Genomic DNA, 20,059 nt, shown 5'->3' with positions numbered 1-20,059 from the left:
GGCCGCGTCAACCATCAATAGCCGGTTACCGAAAAACGTGATCGCTGGGAGGTTACGTCCAGGTCAGGTTTTTACACAGCTTTGTCAGGAGCGTGTTCAGCCTTTGTTCTTTCCGCTTGCCCGTTCGCGCGAAAGGCGGTTAAACGACTTCTGTCGGGAGTTGTGGCGTCTCTCGACGTGGCGGCAAAAAGACCTACATAGGGGATGGCCGGGAAGAACCCGCCAATCCCACGAATTCCAGATCTGAGGCGGCGACCGGCTATGGCCGACCATAAATTCCTTTCCATTCGCGGGGCGCGCGAACACAATCTCAAGAACGTCGATCTCGACCTGCCGCGTGACAGCCTGATCGTCATGACCGGCCTGTCCGGCTCGGGCAAATCGTCGCTCGCCTTCGACACCATCTATGCCGAAGGCCAGCGCCGCTATGTCGAGAGCCTGTCGGCCTATGCCAGGCAATTCCTCGAAATGATGCAGAAGCCTGACGTCGACCAGATCGACGGCCTGTCGCCTGCCATCTCCATCGAGCAGAAGACCACCTCGAAGAACCCGCGCTCGACGGTCGGCACCGTCACCGAGATCTACGACTATATGCGCCTGCTGTTCGCCCGTGTCGGCGTGCCCTATTCGCCGGCCACCGGCCTGCCGATCGAGAGCCAGACGGTCAGCCAGATGGTCGACCGGGTGCTGGCGCTCGAGGAAGGCACGCGCCTGTTCCTGCTGGCGCCGATCGTGCGCGGCCGCAAGGGCGAGTACCGCAAGGAATTGCTGGAACTGCAGAAGAAAGGCTTCCAGCGCGTAAAGGTCGACGGCGTCTTCTACGAGATCGCGGATGTTCCGGCGCTCGATAAGAAATACAAGCACGACATCGACGTCGTCGTCGACCGCATCGTGGTGCGCGGCGATCTCGCCACGCGTCTCGCCGACTCGATTGAAACAGCACTGAAGCTAGCCGAGGGGCTGGCGGTGGCCGAGTTCGCCGACAAGCCGCTCGACGCCAGCCAGACCGGCGAGGATTCGGTCAACAAGTCGAAGAACGAGACGCATGAGCGCATCCTGTTCTCGGAAAAATTCGCCTGTCCGGTGTCGGGCTTCACCATTCCGGAGATCGAGCCGCGCCTGTTCTCGTTCAACAACCCGTTCGGCGCCTGCCCGACCTGCGATGGTCTCGGCAGCCAGCGCGCCATCGATCCCAATCTCGTCGTGCCCGACGAGAACGTGTCGCTGCGCGACGGCGCCGTCAGCCCGTGGGCGAAGTCGACCTCGCCCTATTACGTGCAGACGCTCGAGGCCTTGGGCAAGGCTTACGATTTCAAGCTCGGCGACAAGTTCAAGGATTTGAGCGCGGAAGCACAGGACGCGATCCTGCGCGGCACCGGCGAGCGGGAAGTCACCTTCCAGTATGATGACGGGCTGCGCTCCTACAAGACCACCAAGACCTTCGAAGGCGTCATCGCCAATCTCGAACGGCGCTGGAAAGAGACCGAATCCGCCTGGATGCGCGAGGAGATCGAGCGCTTCATGTCGGCGACGCCCTGCCCCGTGTGCAAAGGCTATCGGCTGAAGCCCGAGGCGCTGGCGGTGAAGATCGGCGGCAAGCATATCGGTGAAGTCACGGAACAATCGATCCGCAAGGCCGACCAGTGGTTCACCGATCTCCCGGCCCAACTCAATGACAAGCAGAACGAGATCGCGGTCAGGGTGCTGAAGGAAATCCGTGAACGGCTCCGCTTCCTCAACGATGTCGGGCTCGACTATCTGACGCTGTCTCGCAATTCCGGCACGCTGTCGGGCGGCGAGAGCCAGCGTATCCGGCTGGCGTCGCAGATCGGTTCCGGCCTCACCGGCGTGCTTTATGTGCTGGACGAGCCGTCGATCGGCCTGCACCAGCGCGACAACACGCGCCTGCTTGATACGCTGAAGCACCTGCGCGACATCGGCAACACGGTGATCGTCGTCGAGCATGACGAAGACGCCATCCTGCATGCCGACTATGTCGTCGACATGGGACCGGCGGCCGGCATCCATGGCGGCGAGATCATCGCCCAGGGCACGCCGCAGCAGGTGATGGCCAACCCCAATTCGATCACCGGCAAGTACCTGTCGGGCGCGCTTGAAGTCGCCACCCCTGGTGTTCGGCGTGAGGCGAAAAAGAACCGGCGCCTGAAGATCGTCGGCGCGCGCGGCAACAATCTGAAGAACGTCACCGCCGAAATCCCGCTCGGCACCTTCACCGCCGTCACCGGCGTGTCGGGCGGCGGCAAGTCGACTTTCCTCATCGAGACGCTGTTCAAGGCGGCCTCGCGCCGCATCATGGGCTCGCGCGAGCATCCGGCCGAGCATGACCGCATCGAGGGCCTCGAATTCCTCGACAAGGTCATCGACATCGACCAGTCGCCGATCGGACGAACACCGCGTTCGAACCCCGCCACCTATACCGGCGCCTTCACGCCGATCCGCGACTGGTTCGCCGGCCTGCCCGAGGCCAAGGCGCGCGGCTACCAGCCGGGCCGTTTCTCCTTCAACGTCAAGGGCGGCCGCTGCGAGGCCTGCCAGGGCGACGGCGTCATCAAGATCGAGATGCACTTCCTGCCCGACGTCTACGTCACCTGCGATGTCTGCCACGGCAAGCGCTACAACCGCGAAACCCTCGATGTCCTGTTCAAGGGCAAGTCGATCGCCGACGTGCTCGACATGACGGTCGAGGAAGGTGTCGATTTCTTCGCCGCCGTGCCCGGCGTGCGCGACAAGCTCGACACGCTGAAGCAGGTCGGTCTCGGCTACATCCATATCGGCCAGCAGGCGACGACGCTTTCGGGCGGTGAAGCGCAGCGCATCAAGCTCGCCAAGGAATTGTCGCGTAAGGCGACCGGCAAGACGCTCTACATCCTCGACGAGCCGACCACCGGCCTGCATTTCCACGACGTCGCCAAGCTGTTGGAAGTGCTGCATGAACTGGTCGACCAGGGCAATACGGTAGTGGTCATCGAGCACAATCTCGAAGTGATCAAGACCGCCGACTGGGTGCTCGATCTTGGTCCTGAAGGCGGCGACGGCGGCGGCGAACTGGTTGCCTCGGGTACGCCGGAAGCGATCGTGCGCGAGAAGCGCAGCTACACCGGCCAGTTCCTCAAGGAATTGCTGGAGCGGCGCCCCGGAGGCAAGCGCGAAGCGGCGGAGTGATGGCTGAGGATGGTCTCATCACGGTCCAGAGCCGTTTTGGCGTGACCGAAACCATCGACCGCCTCACCGAGGTGGTCAAGCGCGCAGGGCTGCTTGTCTTTGCACGCATCGATCACGCAGCCGGCGCACGCGATGTCGGCGCCTCGCTGCGGCCGACCGAGTTGCTGATTTTCGGCAACCCCAGAGGTGGCACACCACTCATGCAGGACAGGCAACTTGCCGGCATCGACCTGCCGGTGAAGGCGCTGGCCTGGGAAAATGAAGATGGCAAGATCTGGCTGTCCTACAATGATCCGCGCTGGATCGCCGAGCGCCATGGCCTGGGCGAAGCCAGCCGCGCCGCGGTCGAGGCGATGGTTGCCGGCATGAAGAAGGTGATCGCCGCTGCCGCTGGAATGGATCAATCATGAGGCTTGCGCGCTCCGAAGATCTCGCCGCGATCGTCGCGCTGACGGAAGCAGCCTACGCTCCCTATAACGCCGTACTCGACGCGCCGCCGATCCCGGTGACCGAGGACTATGCGCCGCGCATCGCCAACGGCGAGGTCTGGCTGCTCGAGAGCGGCGGCGAACTTGCCGGAGTGCTCACGCTGGAACGGCATCAGGACCACGCGATGATCTTCTCCGTCGCGGTGTCGCCCGCCTTTCAGGGCAAGGGGTTCGGTATCGCATTGCTGAAACACACCGACGAGCGGACGGGTTCGTGGGGCCTGCCGGAGATACGGCTCTACACCAACGCGAAAATGGAACGGAACATCGCGCTCTATCTCGCTTACGGCTATCGCGAAACGGGTCGTCGGCCCAACCCTTACAGGCCAGGATGGGTGCTGGTCGACATGGCAAAACCGGTCGACGAAACCACGACGGTCTGATTTTTAGCCAGACTTCTGCACTCGGGAGGACGACAATGAGCAAATCGGGAACAATCCGCTCCGGCATGGGCGGCTGGACCTTCGAGCCCTGGGACACGTCCTTCTATCCGGACAAGCTTTCGAAGGCCAAGCAGTTGCAATACGCCAGCCGGCAGGTGCCGAGCATCGAGGTCAACGGCACCTATTATTCCAGCTTCAAGGAGCCGACCTTCGTCAAATGGGCAAGCGAGGCGCCGGACGGCTTTGTCTATTCGCTGAAAGGCAACCGCTTCGTCACCAACCGGCGTGTGCTGGGCGAAGCCGGTGAATCGATGATGCGCTTCCTCGGTTCCGGCGTTGCCGCGCTCGGCGACAAGCTCGGCCCGATCCTGTGGCAGTTCGCACCGACCAAGAAATTCGATCCGGACGATTTCGAAGCCTTCTTGAAACTGCTGCCGGAAAAGCAGGATGGTGTCGCGCTTCGCCATGCACTCGAAGTGCGCAATGACAGTTTCATCGTGCCGGAATTCGCCGCGCTCGCGCGCAAATACAAGGCGGCGATCGTCTATGCCGACCATGCCAAATATCCCGATATCGCCGATGTGACCGGCGATTTCATTTACGCCCGGCTGCAGACCGGCTCAGACGACAATCCCGACTGCTATACGCCGAAGGGGCTCGATCAATGGGCGGCGCGTGCAAGGATCTGGGCGGAAGGAAAGCAGCCGTCCGACCTGCGGCGTGCCGACCCTGCAACCGACGCTCCGGTGCGGCCGCGCGACGTGTTCGTCTACTTCATCACCGAGGGCAAGGTGCGCGCGCCCTTCGGGGCGATGGCGCTGATGAAACGGTTGGCGGACTGACGAGCAACAGGCCAAATGCCATAGGCGCCACCTGTGCGTTTTGCGCTTGGCAAAGCGCCTTTTGGTGGCATCTTCGCCTCCATCGTAACCTTATCGACACTTCCTTGCTGCATGAATGCGGCGACGCCAAGCCGCAGAGCTGGAACCGCCGCCGGCAAGGAAAGAGGGGCATGTCGCTCGACTACACTTCGCTTCTGCTGGCTGTCGGGTTCTCCGCGGCCTGCCTTAGTCTGACCTTGTTCGGCATGTGGCTAACCGCTCGCTCCGAGCGTTTCCTGCTGACATGGGCAATCAGCCTCGTGTTCGTGGTCGGCGATATCTTCTTCTATGACGCCTATATCGACATGCCCGGGCGCCTGCTCGGCATCGCCGCGCTGGGCTTCCTGCTGATCGGCTTTTCAACCATGCTGGGCGCTGCCTATCAGTTCAGAACGGGCGATTCACCGGTCAGGCGAACGCTGTTGGGTTGTATGTCGCTGGTGGTGACCCTGCCTCCCATGGCGCTGGGCTATGACGGGCTGGGCTTCATATTCGAGAACTCGTTCGCGGCCTTGCTTCTGTTCGCCACCGCCTTCGAATATTGGAGGTGCCGGAACGAGGCCCCTGCCCTGACGATCGGCATCACCGCGCTCTATTCGGCCACCGCCACGTCTTTCGCGCTCTGCGCCATGGTTCTTGCCTGGGATGGAAAACTGGTCCTGGGGCATGCGCCAAGCAACTGGGCGGAGGAACTGAGCCTCATCGTGGTCATCGCCAGCATGACGGGTATTGGCGCCCTTTCGCTTGCGCTCAATCAGGGTCGTCTGGCGAGGCACCATCGCCGCGATGCCCTGACCGATCCCTTGACCGGACTGCTCAACCGGCGCGCCCTGTTCGACATGCATGGCAATGTCCCGGTCGGCGCCTTTACCGCTGTGGTCGTCTTCGACCTCGACAACTTCAAGGCCATCAACGACGAATACGGCCACGCGGCGGGCGACGAGGTGCTGAAAGTGTTCGCCGGGGAACTCGCCGGCAATCTTCGCCAGGCCGACGTCGCGGCGCGCATGGGCGGCGAGGAATTCGCGCTGGTGTTGAAGCGCACTCTGCCGGAGACGGTTGAAGAAGCCGCCGAGCGCATCCGGACCGCTTTCGCGACGCGCTTGATTGAGACCGAAAACGGTTCCCTGAACTGCACGGTCAGTGCCGGCTTTGCATTCGGCAGCAAAGAAGGCCTCAGCTTCGACAAGGTGCTCAGCGCCGCCGACAAGGCGCTCTACGACGCCAAGCGTGGCGGCCGCAACCGCGTCACGGCCTCCCCCTTCCGACGCGCGAGCTGATGGCGCTTACCGCCGCTTTCCGATGCGGCCAAGATGGGTGTGGTCAAAGCCTTCCGGCAATTTCAGGCCATAGCCCAGCATGCGGTCAAATCCCGCATGGGCAATCCAGAGCCACCCGAAACCGGCAAGAAGCGGAGCCTGCGCGAGGAGGCCAATTGCAAGCACAGCCGCGCCGAAGCCGTATATGTGGACGGCGTTGTAAATGAACGCGCCCGTCTTGGCCCCCAGAAGATAGCCAAGGAAGCTGAGGTCGGGAGCGAAAAACGCCGGCAGCGCTCCCCACCATGGTATCGACCCATTGCCGTGCCAGAAGAGCAGGAGACCTGCCCCGAACAAGATAGCCCCCTCGAAGCGCTGCCATAGGACGGTCTCGACCATCATCTGCTCCCTGTTGAGTTTGCTCGTTCGACGATCTCGCGGCTAAGAGGCGACCTCTTCATGCGTCGCCCCCCGGATCGCGGCCACGACGCCGGCCAGATTGTTCATGCCCCAGTGTTCGGCGTAGCGGCCGTCGCGGACGCGCACGATGTCGATGACATCGATGGCGATCGGCGCATTCGTCGGACCGGCTCCCAGCAATCGCCCTGTGAGGATACCGGTGACGGACTTGCGCGTCGTCACCATGTCGCCCTCGGCGATCTGGTCCTCGATCCTGACGCGCAATTCCGAAATCGCCGGTCGGAGGATGTTTTCGAAGGTGCGCCACATGCTTTCCGGCCCATTGGGCGATCCGGGCGGAGCCGCGTGATTGACGAAATCCGCGGCCATCAACTCGGCAAAGCTCTGTGCGTTGCCCTCTTCGATCACCTCTGCATTGAAGCGCCGGACGATCTCTTTCGGATTGGGTTTGGGCATGATTTACCTCGCAAAACAATACAGCCATACTGTATATATTCCCGACCGGAGTTCAATCCCTATGTGCATGTGCCGGATGGCCCGTTGCATCGGCCCCGTGCTGATGCGATTGGCTGGATCAGCCGGAGACAGGAAATTCGATGACATGACGAATAGCGCGAATTTCGAGCTTGCCGAGCGCCTGAGGGCAGCCATCGGTTCTTTTGTCAGGCGGACGCGCGAATGCGCCGGAACGCCTTCGGATGCAAGGTCGGAGACGCTTGGCCTCCTGGATCGCAAGGGTCCGCTCAGCGCGGCAATGGTGGCGAAAGCGCGAGCGGTCACCCATCAGAGCGCGCGCAAGGTCCTGTCGGACATGGAAGTCGGGGGGCTTGTCACCGGCGAGCCGAGCCCCCGGGACGGACGGGAGCGGCTGTATCGTCTTTCGGAGGACGGCATGGTTGAACTGAGGCAATCGCGATCCGCACGGGCGCGTTGGATTGCAGTCCGGCTGGAGAACATTCTGGACGAGGACGACCGCGAGACGCTGGCAGCAGCGATCGCGCTGCTGGAACGCATGGCATCGCCCGGGCCGGATTGATGGCAGTGGATGTCAGCCAGGTCGGGAAGGAAACGAGCCGGCTATCGGCCCAGCCCATCTATGCTGCCATGACAATCTCATTGAAGGCATCGAGGTCGACATAGAAGACCTTGGTGATCTCCTCGATCAGGTCGTCGTATTCGCAGCCCTGTGACCTCAGGATGTTGATGGCGGCGATGATGTCGACGCGTTCGGTAAGCCGCCGCTTCTGGTAGTCCTCGACGTAACGTTCCATGGCTGTCCCTTAGCCTGTGTGCCCAAACGCGTTTGAACGACAAAGATCGCAGGAGGGAAGCTAGGAAGCCTTGCTTGCGTGGAACTTGCCCGGCCTTCGCCGCGCCCTCGATCTGCGATAACCAGACTGGTACGGAAGCGGCCGACTCACAAAGCCAAGAAAAAGACTAGCATGCAGTCCCTGATGCACCAGAGACGCGAATGGCTGGATGAAAGAAATATTGGACTTGCCAAGGAATTCGGACCGGAAACTGAAGTCCAGTGCCGATTCTAGACCGTGAGAAATTTGCGGACATCAGCCCGGTCCAAATCTTCTGCCGGGCCGGTGTGGACGATCTGGCCACGATCCATGATGTTGACCTCGTCGGCAAGCTCGCGACAGAAGTCGAGATACTGTTCGACCAGCAGAACCGCGATGCCGGCCTGGTCGCGCAGGTAGCGGATGGCGCGGCCGATATCCTTGATGATCGATGGTTGGATCCCTTCTGTAGGCTCATCCAGCACCAGAAGCTTCGGCCGCATCACCAGCGCCCTGCCGATGGCGAGTTGCTGCTGCTGGCCGCCGGAAAGATCGCCGCCACGGCGGCCAAGCATCTGCTTCAGCACCGGAAACAGCTCGAAGACATGCGCCGGCACGTTGCGGTCGGCACGCTTCAATGGCGCAAAACCCGATTCCAGGTTCTCCCGCACCGTGAGCAGGGGAAATATCTCCCTGCCCTGCGGTACGAATGCGATGCCCGACCGGGCGCGGTCATACGCCGCGCTCCGGTCGAGCGCCTTCCCCTCGAAGGCAACGCTTCCGCTCGTCAGCCGATGATGGCCAACGATCGATCTCATCAAACTGGTCTTGCCGACGCCGTTGCGGCCGAGCACGCAGGTGATCTTGCCGGCGCCCGCCTTCAGCGAAACACCACGCAACGCCTGGGCGGCACCGTAGTGGAGCGTGGCGTTTGAAACCTCGAGCATGTCTCAGCGCCTTTTCCAGAACCGGAGAAAGGCCAGATCGAAGCGATGGAATTGAACCCGCCAGACCATGCTCACCTCCCCAGATAGACTTCGACGACACGCTCGTCGGCCGAGACGAAATCGAGCGTGCCTTCCGAGAGCACCGAGCCCTCATGCAGGCAGGTCACCTTGACGCCGAGTTCGCGCACGAAATGCATGTCGTGCTCGACGACAATGACCGAATGGTCGCGCGCAATGTCCTTGAGCAGCCGCGCGGTCTCCTCGGTCTCGGCATCGGTCATCCCGGCCACCGGTTCGTCGACCAGAAGCAACTTCGGATCCTGTGCCAGGAGCATGCCGATCTCCAGCCACTGCTTCTGGCCGTGACTGAGGTTGGCCGCCAGTTCGTTGCGTTTGTCGCCCAGCCGTATGATGCCAAGAATATCGTCGATCTGGCGCGCCTCGGCGGCGGAGCGGCGGTGGAACAGCGCCGGGAAGATCGAACGGGGCCCCTTCAGCGCCAGCATCAGATTTTCCTCGATCGTGTGGCTCTCGAACACCGTCGGCTTCTGGAATTTGCGGCCGATGCCCATCATGGCGATCTCGGCCTCGTCATGCCTTGTGAGATCCACTTGGCCGTCGAAGAACACTTCGCCTTCATCGGGCCGCGTCTTGCCGGTCACGATGTCCATCATCGTCGTCTTGCCGGCGCCGTTGGGGCCGATGATGGCGCGCATCTCGCCCTTGTCGAGCACAAGCGACAGGTTGTTGATGGCGCGGAAACCGTCGAAGGAGACCGAGACGCCGTCGAGATAAAGGATGGTGTTCGACTTCGACATCGCTCACTCCGCCGGCTGCGGTTCGGGGCTGGACGACGACCAGTCGCCAGGCTTTGCCGCCGCGCTGCGAACGATCTTCGCTGGCGCCGGGTCGCCATCGGTGCCGGTCTCTTCGGCCAGCGATGCCGCCCGCAGCGCCCTGGCGTTGCCGCGCCAGGAATCCCACATGCCGATGATACCCTTCGGCAAGAGCAGCGTGACGGCGACGAACAACCCGCCCAGCGCGAACAGCCAGAGTTCCGGCAGCACGCCGGTGAACCAGGATTTGCCGGCATTGACCAGCAGCGCACCGATGATCGGCCCGACAATGGTGCCACGCCCGCCGACAGCCGCCCAGATCACCACCTCGATCGAATTGGACGGCTCGAATTCGCCGGGATTGATGATGCCGACCTGCGGCACGTAGAGCGCGCCGGCAATACCGGCCATGACGGCCGAGACGGTGAAGGCAAACAGTTTCACGTTCTCCGCCCGCCAGCCGAGGAAGCGCGTGCGGCTCTCGGCGTCGCGCACCGCCATCAGGAGCTTGCCGTATTTGGAACCGACGATCGCCCAGGTGACGAACACGGCGAGCGCCAGCATCACCGCGCTGGCGGCGAAAAGAGCCGAACGGGTCGCATCGGCCTGCACGTTGAAGCCGAGAATATCCTTGAAATCGGTCAGCCCGTTATTGCCGCCGAAACCCATGTCGTTGCGGAAGAAGGCCAGCAGCAGCGCATAGGTCATCGCCTGGGTGATGATCGAGAGATAGACGCCGGTGACGCGGCTGCGGAAGGCGAACCAGCCGAAGACGAAGGCAAGCAGGCCGGGCACGGCAAGCACCATGACCGCGGCGAACCAGAAATGGTCGAAGCCATACCAGAACCAGGGCAATTCCTTGTAGTTCAGGAACACCATGAAATCCGGCAGGATCGGATTGCCATAGACGCCGCGCGAGCCGATCTGGCGCATCAGATACATGCCCATCGCGTAGCCGCCGAGCGCGAAGAAGGCGCCGTGGCCAAGCGAAAGGATGCCGCAATAACCCCAGACCAGGTCAAGCGACAGCGCCAGCATCGCATAGCAGAGATATTTGCCGGTCAGCGCCACGATATAGGGCGGGATGTAGAACGCGCTTGCCGGAGAAACAGCAAGGTTGAGCAGCGGCACGATGATGGCCGCCGCCAACAGGACGAAAATGGTGATAGCGATGCGGCGGTCCGCGCCGGCGGCGAAGAAGTGTCCCGTGATCATGCTTCCACCGCCCTGCCCTTGAGCGCGAACAGGCCGCGCGGCCGCTTCTGGATGAACAGGATGATCAGCACCAGCACGACGATCTTGCCGAGCACCGCGCCGGCATAGGGCTCGAGGAACTTGTTGACGATGCCGAGCGAGAAGGCGCCGACCAGCGTGCCCCACAGATTGCCGACACCGCCGAAGACGACGACCATGAAGCTGTCGATGATGTAGCCGCGGCCGAGATTGGGCGAGACATTGTCGATCTGGCTGAGTGCGACGCCGGCGATGCCGGCAATGCCGGACCCGAGCGCGAAGGTCAGCGCGTCGACCCATGGCGTCCTGATGCCCATCGAGGCGGCCATGCGGCGGTTGGCGGTGACGGCCCGCATCTGGAGGCCCCAGGACGTGCGCTTCATCACGTAGAGCAACACGCCGAAGACGGTGAGCGCGAAAACGAGGATCCACAGACGGTTCCAGGTGATGGCCAACTGGCCGACATCGAACGAACCCGACATCCAGGAGGGATTGCCGACCTCCTGGTTGGTCGGCCCGAAGATCGAGCGCACCGCCTGCTGCAGGATCAGCGACACACCCCATGTCGCCAGCAGCGTCTCCAGAGGCCGGCCGTAGAGGAAGCGGATGACGCCGCGTTCTATGGCGAGACCAACCAGCGCGGCGACCAGGAAGGCAAGCGGCAGCGCGATCACCAGCGACCAGTCGAACAGGCCGGGAAAGGATGTGCGGATCACCTGCTGGACGACGAAGGTGGTGTAGGCACCGAGCATCACCATCTCGCCATGCGCCATATTGATGACGCCCATCACGCCGAAGGTGATGGCGAGCCCGATCGCGGCGAGCAGCAATACCGAGCCCAACGAAATGCCGTACCAGATGTTCTGTCCGGCATCCCACAGGGCCAATGTCGAATTGATGTCTGCGATTGCGGCTGTCGCGGCTTCCTTCACGGCGCCCGAGGCGTTGGCCTCGACCGAGGTGAGCAAGGAAACCGCATCGCGGTCGCCACGCGCGCCGATCAGTGCGATCGCCGCAAGCTTGTCGGCATCCGGACGGTCGGAGACAAGAACCGAAGCGGCGCGGGCCTGTTCGAGCAGCGCCTTGACGCTGGCAACCGTCTCCTTGGCGATCGCCGCGTCGAGTGGCTCTATGTTGGCGGCGTCGGGCGTCTTGAACATGGTGTCGGCGGCGGCGATGCGGACGGTCGGATCCTTGGCGCCAAGCGTCAGCGTGCCCAGCGCGTCGCGGATGACGCGGCGCAGCGTGTTGTTCACCTTGATCTTGGTGATGCCGTCCTTGGCCGCCTCGCCGGATGCTTCGCCGCTCAGCGGATCGGAAAGCTGGACGCTTTCGCCGGCTTCCTTGCCGACGAACACCAGGGAATCGGTCTTGCGGATATAAAGATTGCCATCCGCGAGTGCGGAAAGCGGGCCTTCGACGGCCGGATCGCCGGTGGCCGCCAGTTCGTGAACGACAGTTCCGATCTCCGAAAAACCCTTGGCCGTCGCGAATTTGGCAATGATGCCACGCAGATCGGCTTCGCCTGCCCCCGATGACGACAGCGTCGCCAGCAGGAACAACAGCGTCAGCCCAATCATGCGGAACAGGTTCATCGCTTCAGGTGACTTCCGAAAGGTTGATTTCGCGCCCGGGCGGACTGGAGGAGAAAGCCCGCCCGGCGCTTGCGGTCATGGGCCTGGACCGGATGGTCCAGACCGGGCCATGGACCGGATGGTCCAGGCCGGGGAGGATCAGTTCGTTCCCTTGCCGCCGCACTTGCCCGTGGCAACGTTGAAGTTGCCGCAGGACAGGGGCGCGCGCCAATCGGAGATCAGGTTCTTGGAGTCCGGCAGGTAATCGGACCATTCGTCACCCATGACCAGGCCAGGCGTCCGCGAAACTGTCTCGAACTGGCCGTCGGCCTGGATTTCGCCGATCAGCACCGGCTTGGTGATGTGGTGGTTCGGCATCATCGTCGAATAGCCACCGGTCAGGTTCGGCACGGAAACACCGATCATGGCGTCGATGACCTTGTCCGGATCGGTGGTGCCGGCCTTTTCGACCGCCTTAACCCACATGTTGAAGCCGATATAGTGGGCTTCCATCGGGTCGTTGGTGGTGCGCTTGTCGTTCTTGATGAACTTGTGCCAGTCGGCGATGAACTTCTTGTTTTCGGGCGTGTCGACGCTCTCGAAATAGTTCCATGCGGCGAGATGGCCAACCAGCGGCGCGGTGTCGAGACCGGCCAGTTCTTCCTCGCCCACCGAGAAGGCCATGACCGGGATATCCTCGGCCTTGATGCCCTGGTTGCCGAGTTCCTTGTAGAACGGCACGTTGGCGTCACCATTGACGGTCGAGACGACGGCGGTCTTCTTGCCGGCCGAGCCGAACTTCTTGATCGCCGAGACTTCGGTCTGCCAGTCGGAGAAACCGAACGGCGTGTAGTTGACCATGATGTCTTCGGCCGCGACGCCCTTCGACTTCAGATAGGCCTCGAGTATCTTGTTGGTGGTGCGCGGATAGACGTAGTCGGTGCCTTCCAGCACCCAGCGCTTCACCGAGCCGCCATCCTCGCTCATCAGGTAGTCGACCGCCGGAATGGCCTGCTGGTTCGGCGCGGCACCGGTATAAAACACGTTGCGCTCGCTCTCCTCGCCCTCATACTGGACGGGATAGAACAGGATGTTGTCGAGTTCGGAGAACACCGGCAGCACCGATTTGCGCGACACCGAGGTCCAGCAGCCGAACACCGCCGCGACCTTGTCCTTCGAAATCAGCTCGCGTGCCTTCTCGGCGAATAGCGGCCAGTTGGACGCCGGATCGACGACAACGGCTTCAAGCTTCTTGCCGAGCAGGCCGCCCTTGGCGTTCTGCTCGTCGATGAGCATCAGCATGGCATCCTTCAGCGTCGTCTCCGAAATCGCCATGGTTCCCGACAGCGAATGGAGAATGCCGACCTTGATCGTGTCGTCCGCCGCCTTGGCGGGAGCTGAAATCAACAGGCCAGCGGCGACCACGCTTGCCGAGAACATTTTTGTTATTGTCGAGAAATTACCCCTCATACGGAAGACTCCCAAGCTGGTTGATTGCACCGCACCAATGCAATGCAACCCCCATGCCAACCGCTGTGCGGATGCCGAAAAACGGCAAATAGGCAAATATTATCAGACTGTTATTATATTAGGCGGAACAAACAAAGGAGAGCCGGTTAAAAATTGGTTGAGGGAAATTTGCGCAACGCACAAGGCATCTGCCTAATTTTCGCCCAATTTGGCCAAATGCCTAGATTTTGATCGCCACACATGGGGCACGGACGACAAATGTTGCGGTACGGCGCAAAAATGGGGCAAGCTCGCGTCTCAACCGAGCAACGTCATGGCATCCCTGATTTATCGCATTCTCATCGGCATGGTGCTTCTGGCGGCAGCGACCGGGATCGCACGAGCCGACTTCAGCGACGGCAAGATGCCCGATGGCACCTATCACTGCGAGGTCTACCTGCTCGGCATGTTCATTAACCTCGGCGACATCACCATCAAGGGCAATGTCTACACTGGTCCGGTCACCTTCGGGGCCGCCCAGCAGGGCTACAACTACCAGATGGATGCAAACGGCGTGATCTCCTGGCTGGGACCGCTCGGCGGCTATACGGCGGGCGGCAACTCGCTGTCGCTGACCCAGGCAACGCTGGACGGCCAGAGCCCGCCCTCCTTCGACATCATCATGAAGCAGCCCGATGGCGCCTTCACCGCGTCGACCTGCACCAAGGGAGGCAATCCGTAGGCCCTGCCTTGGCGGGTGCCGCTTCCGTGCGGGCTGCCTGCCCTTCTGCTGCAAGCCCGCCCTCTCATGTCATCTGGATGTTGCCGAAGCTGGATAGGCAGCGGTGCGCCGTCACCCATCCACATCGAGAGGCAGACACATGGCCAACTTCCCGTTTTCGTCCTCCCCTGTCATTCGCGAAATCATCGCCGAGCGCGTCTCGCGCCGCACGCTCCTCAAAGGCAGCCTCGCTTCCGGCGCGTTGATCGCCGGCGGCGGCTTTGTCGGCTCCTTGTTCGCCGGCGAGACACATGCCGCCGCGCTTTCCACACTGGGCTTTCCCGAACTGAAGCGGGTCTATGACAAGACCCATGCCGCCGCCGAAGGCTATGAAACGACAATCGTCGCACGCTGGGGCGATCCACTTGTCGCCGGTCTGCCGGATTTCGACGGCAACATGGTCGCGGCCGCCGAACAGGAAAAGCGCTTCGGCTACAATTGCGATTACATCGCCTTCCTGCCGTTGCCCAAGGGCTCGGTGAACTCCGATCACGGCCTGCTTTGCGTCAACAACGAATACATCTCGCCCAACGTCATGTTTCCCGGCATGACCGAGGACGACGCCGGCAAGACGATGAGCAAGGAGCAGGTCGATCTCGGCCTGGCGGCGATGGGCCACTCGATCGTCGAGGTCATGTTCAAGGACGGCAAGTGGCAGACCGTCGAGGACAGCCCGCTCAATCGCCGCATCACGGCCAACACCGAGATGACCGTTTCCGGGCCGGCAGCCGGCCACGCGCTGCTCAGGACGTCCGCCGACGCGACCGGCACGAAGGTGCTCGGCACCAGCTACAATTGCAGCGGCGGCTTTACCCCATGGGGCACCGTGCTGACCTGCGAGGAAGGCGTTTCCGACCTGTTCGGCGGCGACCCGAAAAAGGCACCGACCGCGGACATTCTCGACCGCTATGGCTTTGATGGCTCCGATATCTATGGCCGTGGCCGTTTCCATGACCGCTTCAACATCGACAAGGAACCGAACGAGCCGAACCGCTTCGACTGGGTGGTCGAGATCGACCCTTATGATCCCCAATCGAAGCCGGTGAAGCGCACGGCGCTTGGCCGCATGTCGCATGAGGCCTCCACGGTCGTCCTCAACAAGGACGGCCGCATCGTCGTCTACATGGGCGACGACGACTATTTCGAATACATGTACCGCTACGTCTCGAACAAGGCTTACGACAAGGCGAATCCGGCTTCCGGCAACGGCCTTCTGGACGATGGCGTGCTCTCGGTCGCCCGTTACGACGCCGATGGCTCGCTGACATGGCTGCCGCTGGTTCATGGCCAGGGCAAACTCACCGCCGAGAACGGCTTCGCCGATCAGGCCGAGGTGCTGTTGAAGACACGGCTGGCGGCGGACGCGCTCGGCGCGACCCCGATGGACCGGCCGGAGGACATCGAGACCAACCCGGTCACCGGTCGCGTCTACGCCGTCATGACCAAGAACAAGAAACGGGACGAATCCAAGATCAATCCGGCCAACACGCGGCCCGAAAACCTCTGGGGTCATATCGTCGAGCTGATCCCGCCCGGTGGCCGTGGCGCCGAGGCCGACCACACATCAGACAAATACGCCTGGGACCTGTTCGTGCTCTGCGGCAACCCAAAGGACACCAAGGTCGGCGCAACCTTCCATCCCGACACGTCGGACAATGGCTGGTTCGTCTGCCCCGACAACATCACCTTCGACCCCGCCGGGCGTCTCTGGGTGGCGACCGACGGCGCCAACGATTTCGACCTGCCGGACGGTGTCTATGGCGTCGACACGGAAGGCGCGGCACGCGGCCTGCCGAAGCTTTTGTTCACCTGCCCGCATGGCGCGGAAGCGACCGGTCCTTGCTTCACCCCGGATGGCACGACACTGTTCCTTTCGGTGCAGCACCCCTCCGAGGATGCCCAAACGCTCGACAAGGCGCAGTCGCTGTGGCCGGATTTCAGGGACGGCCAGCCTCCGAGGCCATCGGTGGTCGCCATCCGTCGCAAGGACGGCCAGCCGGTCGGGGCATAGCTTCCAGCACACAAAAAAGGCGCGGAACCCGGTCAGGTTCCGCGCCAGCAGGCAGTCGGGAGGTTAGATGGTCTTGGCCGACATCTGGGCGGCGATGTAGTCGGCCTGGCGGATCGCCAGCGACACGATGGTCAAGGTCGGGTTTTCCGCGGCACCCGTCGTGAACTGGCTGCCGTCCGACACGAACAGGTTCTTGATGTCGTGCGTCTGGCCATGCTTGTTGACGACACCGTCGGCCGCCTTCTCGCTCATCCGGTTGGTGCCGAGATTGTGGGTCGAGGGATAGGGCGGCGTCGGGAAGGTGCGCGTTGCGCCGACCGCCGCGTAGAGCGCCGAGGCTTGCTTGTAGGCGTGGTCGCGCATTGCCGTGTCATTGGGATGGTCATCGAAATGCACGTCGGCGATCGGCATGCCATGTTCGTCTTTTTCGTCGGCATGCAACGTGATGCGGTTTTCCTCGCGCGGCATGTCTTCGCCGACAATCCACAGGCCGGCCATGTGGTCATAATGGTCGAGCGCCGTGGTGAAGGAGCGCCCCCAGCCGCCTGGGTTGAGGAACGCCGCCATGAACGGCAGGCCGAGCGACAGCGTCTCGAACTCATAGCCGCCGACGAAGCCACGTGACGGATCATGCCGCGCCTCGTCGCGGATGATGCCGGCCATGGTGGTGCCGCGATACATGTGCACCGGCTTGTCGAAGATCGCGTAGACCGAGCCCGTGGTGTGGCGCATGTAGTTCTTGCCCACCTGCCCCGAGGAATTGGCCAGGCCATGCGGGAATTTGCTCGATTCGGAATTGAGCAGCAGGCGCGGGCTTTCGATCGAATTGCCGGCCACCGCGACGATGCGGGCCTTCTGCTCCTGCAGCTTGCCGTCCTTGTCCGCATAGACGACGCCGGTCACCTTTCCCGACGCATCATGGTTGATCTTGATCACCATGGCGTTCGGTCGGACCTCAAGATGGCCTGTCGCCTCGCCCTTGGGGATTTCGGTGTAGAGCGTCGACCATTTCGCGCCCCATTTGCAGCCCTGGAAGCAGAAGCCGGTCTGCTGGCAGGAGTTGCGGTCGTCGCGCTCGACGGAGTTGATCGCCATGTTGCCGGTATGGCATTCCTTGTAGCCGAGCTTGTCGGCACCCGCCTTGAGAACCTTGAAGTTGTTGTTGCCCGGCAGGCGCGGCCAGTCATTGGTGCCGGTCACGCCCATCTTGGCTTCCGCCTTGGCGTAATACGGCTCCATTTCGGCCAGCGTCACCGGCCAATCGAGGAGGTTCGCACCCTTCACCTTGCCGTAGGTGGTCGCCGTCTTGAACTCATGCTCCTGGAAGCGAAGCGAGGCTCCGGCCCAGTGCGTCGTCGAGCCGCCGACCGATTTGACGATCCAGGCCGGCAGGTTGGGGAAATCCTTCGCCACGCGCCAGTCGCCCGATGTGGTGCGCTTGTCCTTCCAGGCGAGTTGGGCGAACGAATCCCATTCGTCGTTGATGAAGTCCTCATATTCGTGACGGGCGCCCGCCTCGAGGATGACGACGTCTATGCCCTTCTGGGCCAGTTCGTTGCCGAGCGTGCCGCCGCCGGCGCCCGAGCCGATGATGACGACCACGCCGTCGTTCTTGAGATCAAATTGTGCTGCCATGGTTTCCTCCCATGAGATCGGTCAAAAAGCGATTGTGGACAGAGTGGCTCAGAGCCACTCGATGTCGTTGAAACCGCGCGCGATGTAGCCGCCCTTGGAGTAGGACTCGCCCTCATAGCCGAAGATCGGCCATACCTCTTTCTGGTTGTAGAGACTGACGACGAGGCCGCCGCGCACCGTCTGGAAGAAAGGCGTCTTCTCTATCTCGGTGAGCAGCGCCACACGCTGCTCTTCCCAGCCGAGCCCGCGATAACCGCCTTTGCCGGCCTTCTTGTCGAGTTCGGCAATGCCCTTCTCGATCAGTTCCTTGTGGGCGGGATCCTTGGCGGCTGTCTCGTCATGGCCCTTGACGGCTATGGCGTAATATTTGTCCGGCACCTGGTCGTGCGGATAGATGTCGCGCGCGACCTGGATCAGCGTTGCCATCGTCTCGGGCTTCAGCGCCGAGGTTTCCAAGCCCCAGGCGTGCTCAGGGCTGATGATGGCGCTGCCTGAAATGACAAGCAGCGCACCGACACCGCCGCGTTTGAGAAGCTCGCGCCGTGACAGGCCAGGCTTCCTCTCATAAATCGTGACCATAGTTTCCTCCCTGCTTGCTGTTCGCACCCCTTGGGGGTGCCGTTGCTGGCGCCGCGCGGTGAGCGCGGCTGGTTGTCCCCTATTGGAAGCGCCCTCCACGCTGCAGGACCTCGATCTTGTAACCGTCGGGATCCTCGATGAAGAAGAAGCGGGCGATGAGCGACCCGTCATGGTTGAACTCGACGATCTTTTTCGGATTGAGGCCGAGCGCGCCGAGCCGATCGTGTTCGCCGTCGAGATCGGCGACCGACACTGCGAGGTGACCATAGCCGTCGCCAAGCGCATAAGGCTCCTGCCGCCCCTTGTTGACGGTCAATTCCACTTCGAAAGGGGTATCGGCATTGCTGAGATAGATCAGCGTGAACGTCTCAAAATCCAGTCGCTGGGCGACCTCAAGGCTGAACGCCTTGGTGTAGAAATCGATGGACCGGGCCTCGTCGAGAACCCGGATCATGGTGTGGATCGCCTTCGCCAAATCAGACTCCGCAGCTTTCATGCTTTAGAGGTGATTATGCGCGCCGTCGAAGAAAGGTGGTGGCAGCCGATTACCACGTGTAGGATAGGAAAAACGGTAATGTCGATCTAAGGACGAAAGTCCGATTGCCGTTATCGGCCGTCCGGACGAAGATGAAACCGCAGGCAGTGTCAAAAAAGGCGTCGACCACTGAGTCGGCACCCAAGACCAACAAAAACGGGAGGTAACGATGTGCAGAGTCTTTGCCGCACAGGATCCGGAAGGCTATCGTCAGATCAACCGGTCGATCCGCATAGATGGACATTCGACCAGCATCCAGCTCGAGGCGACGTTCTGGGCCCTGCTTGACGAAATCGCCGAAAGCCAGAACCTGACGACGCCCAAATTCATCTCGAAGCTGTACGACGAAGCCATCGAGATCAACGGCGAAATCCCCAATTTCGCGTCCATGCTGCGCACCACCTGCGCGCTCTACCTGCGCGGCCATCGGCCCGACCTGGACGAGCGGATGGCGCCTAGTCGAGAAGCGGCCTAGAGCAATTCCAGGAAAAGTATGAAACGGTTTTCTCGGGACAAGCGCGTAGCGCTTGCCCTTGGGAATGCGCAAAAACAAATAGTTAGAGCAGTTCGCCGTTT

Annotated in this window: 20 protein-coding genes; 9 read left to right on the top strand and 11 right to left on the bottom strand. The window is 62.0% G+C overall.

Features of this window, described 5'->3' with window-relative positions:
• Positions 1-261: 261 nt before the first annotated feature.
• From uvrA to MesoLj_RS21170, 5 genes are all read left to right on the top strand, one after another.
• Positions 262-3,183, top strand: a complete 2,922-nt coding sequence (gene uvrA, locus MesoLj_RS21190) for an excinuclease ABC subunit UvrA (RefSeq protein ID WP_202322253.1) — start codon at positions 262-264, stop codon at positions 3,181-3,183.
• Positions 3,183-3,593, top strand: coding sequence for a DUF302 domain-containing protein (locus tag MesoLj_RS21185; RefSeq protein ID WP_202322251.1), 411 nt, complete (start codon positions 3,183-3,185; stop codon positions 3,591-3,593). Before uvrA ends, MesoLj_RS21185 begins: the two co-directional genes overlap by 1 nt.
• A complete protein-coding gene (locus MesoLj_RS21180) occupies positions 3,590-4,054 on the top strand; it encodes a GNAT family N-acetyltransferase (RefSeq protein WP_202322249.1) in 465 nt (154 codons plus the stop codon). Before MesoLj_RS21185 ends, MesoLj_RS21180 begins: the two co-directional genes overlap by 4 nt.
• Positions 4,055-4,089: 35 nt before the next feature.
• Positions 4,090-4,896: a DUF72 domain-containing protein gene (locus tag MesoLj_RS21175; protein ID WP_202322247.1), complete on the top strand. Its 807-nt coding sequence runs from the start codon at positions 4,090-4,092 to the stop codon at positions 4,894-4,896.
• A 170-nt stretch (positions 4,897-5,066) separates the two neighbouring features.
• A complete protein-coding gene (locus tag MesoLj_RS21170) occupies positions 5,067-6,215 on the top strand; it encodes a GGDEF domain-containing protein (RefSeq protein WP_202322245.1) in 1,149 nt (382 codons plus the stop codon).
• A gap of 6 nt (positions 6,216-6,221) precedes the next feature.
• Here the strand turns inward: MesoLj_RS21170 and MesoLj_RS21165 are convergent, their stop codons facing one another.
• Positions 6,222-6,593, bottom strand: a complete 372-nt coding sequence (locus MesoLj_RS21165; RefSeq protein WP_202322243.1) for a DUF4260 domain-containing protein — start codon at positions 6,591-6,593, stop codon at positions 6,222-6,224.
• 42 nt (positions 6,594-6,635) lie between these two features.
• Positions 6,636-7,070, bottom strand: coding sequence for an ester cyclase (locus MesoLj_RS21160; protein ID WP_202322241.1), 435 nt, complete (start codon positions 7,068-7,070; stop codon positions 6,636-6,638).
• On the opposite strand from MesoLj_RS21160, the gene MesoLj_RS21155 reads away from it, so the two are divergent.
• Positions 7,069-7,650 carry a MarR family winged helix-turn-helix transcriptional regulator gene (locus tag MesoLj_RS21155; RefSeq protein ID WP_202322239.1) on the top strand — a complete coding sequence of 194 codons (582 nt, stop codon included), beginning with the start codon at positions 7,069-7,071 and terminating at the stop codon, positions 7,648-7,650. The two genes, MesoLj_RS21160 and MesoLj_RS21155, sit on opposite strands and share 2 nt — an antisense overlap.
• Positions 7,651-7,708: 58 nt before the next feature.
• On the opposite strand, the gene MesoLj_RS21150 is transcribed toward MesoLj_RS21155, so the two are convergent.
• The 6 genes from MesoLj_RS21150 to urtA form a co-directional block, all read right to left on the bottom strand.
• A complete protein-coding gene (locus MesoLj_RS21150) occupies positions 7,709-7,885 on the bottom strand; it encodes a hypothetical protein (RefSeq protein ID WP_081294751.1) in 177 nt (58 codons plus the stop codon).
• A 269-nt stretch (positions 7,886-8,154) separates the two neighbouring features.
• Positions 8,155-8,850, bottom strand: a complete 696-nt coding sequence (gene urtE / locus MesoLj_RS21145; protein WP_013895283.1) for an urea ABC transporter ATP-binding subunit UrtE — start codon at positions 8,848-8,850, stop codon at positions 8,155-8,157.
• Positions 8,851-8,921: 71 nt separating this feature from the next.
• A complete protein-coding gene (gene urtD / locus MesoLj_RS21140; protein ID WP_056576773.1) occupies positions 8,922-9,668 on the bottom strand; it encodes an urea ABC transporter ATP-binding protein UrtD in 747 nt (248 codons plus the stop codon).
• 3 nt (positions 9,669-9,671) lie between these two features.
• Positions 9,672-10,901 (bottom strand): urea ABC transporter permease subunit UrtC, encoded by a 1,230-nt coding sequence (urtC, locus tag MesoLj_RS21135; protein WP_202322237.1) that lies wholly within the window; start codon positions 10,899-10,901, stop codon positions 9,672-9,674.
• Positions 10,898-12,514: an urea ABC transporter permease subunit UrtB gene (urtB, locus tag MesoLj_RS21130; protein WP_202322235.1), complete on the bottom strand. Its 1,617-nt coding sequence runs from the start codon at positions 12,512-12,514 to the stop codon at positions 10,898-10,900. The genes urtC and urtB overlap by 4 nt, the downstream gene beginning before the upstream one ends.
• Before the next feature lie 138 nt (positions 12,515-12,652).
• On the bottom strand, positions 12,653-13,933 hold the full coding sequence (gene urtA / locus MesoLj_RS21125) for an urea ABC transporter substrate-binding protein (RefSeq protein WP_244735116.1): 1,281 nt from the start codon (positions 13,931-13,933) through the stop codon (positions 12,653-12,655).
• 343 nt (positions 13,934-14,276) lie between these two features.
• On the opposite strand from urtA, the gene MesoLj_RS21120 reads away from it, so the two are divergent.
• Positions 14,277-14,684, top strand: coding sequence for a hypothetical protein (locus tag MesoLj_RS21120; protein WP_202322231.1), 408 nt, complete (start codon positions 14,277-14,279; stop codon positions 14,682-14,684).
• A 139-nt stretch (positions 14,685-14,823) separates the two neighbouring features.
• Positions 14,824-16,734 carry a PhoX family protein gene (locus tag MesoLj_RS21115; protein WP_202322230.1) on the top strand — a complete coding sequence of 637 codons (1,911 nt, stop codon included), beginning with the start codon at positions 14,824-14,826 and terminating at the stop codon, positions 16,732-16,734.
• A gap of 63 nt (positions 16,735-16,797) precedes the next feature.
• Here MesoLj_RS21115 and MesoLj_RS21110 read toward each other — a convergent pair whose 3' ends face one another.
• From MesoLj_RS21110 to MesoLj_RS21100, 3 genes are all read right to left on the bottom strand, one after another.
• Positions 16,798-18,369 carry a GMC family oxidoreductase gene (locus MesoLj_RS21110; protein WP_056576753.1) on the bottom strand — a complete coding sequence of 524 codons (1,572 nt, stop codon included), beginning with the start codon at positions 18,367-18,369 and terminating at the stop codon, positions 16,798-16,800.
• 48 nt (positions 18,370-18,417) lie between these two features.
• Entirely contained in the window at positions 18,418-18,948 is a 531-nt protein-coding gene (locus MesoLj_RS21105) for a gluconate 2-dehydrogenase subunit 3 family protein (protein ID WP_172350369.1), read from the bottom strand.
• A 79-nt stretch (positions 18,949-19,027) separates the two neighbouring features.
• Positions 19,028-19,423 carry a VOC family protein gene (locus tag MesoLj_RS21100; RefSeq protein WP_140773384.1) on the bottom strand — a complete coding sequence of 132 codons (396 nt, stop codon included), beginning with the start codon at positions 19,421-19,423 and terminating at the stop codon, positions 19,028-19,030.
• A gap of 229 nt (positions 19,424-19,652) precedes the next feature.
• On the opposite strand from MesoLj_RS21100, the gene MesoLj_RS21095 reads away from it, so the two are divergent.
• Positions 19,653-19,958, top strand: a complete 306-nt coding sequence (locus MesoLj_RS21095) for a ribbon-helix-helix domain-containing protein (RefSeq protein ID WP_140773382.1) — start codon at positions 19,653-19,655, stop codon at positions 19,956-19,958.
• The last annotated feature ends 101 nt before the right edge of the window (positions 19,959-20,059 follow it).

Origin of the sequence: Mesorhizobium sp. 113-3-9, assembly GCF_016756515.1 — a bacterium.
GTDB lineage: Bacteria > Pseudomonadota > Alphaproteobacteria > Rhizobiales > Rhizobiaceae > Mesorhizobium.
Note: the sequence above shows the minus strand (reverse complement) of the source record. Positions and strands in the feature narration are given on the sequence as shown.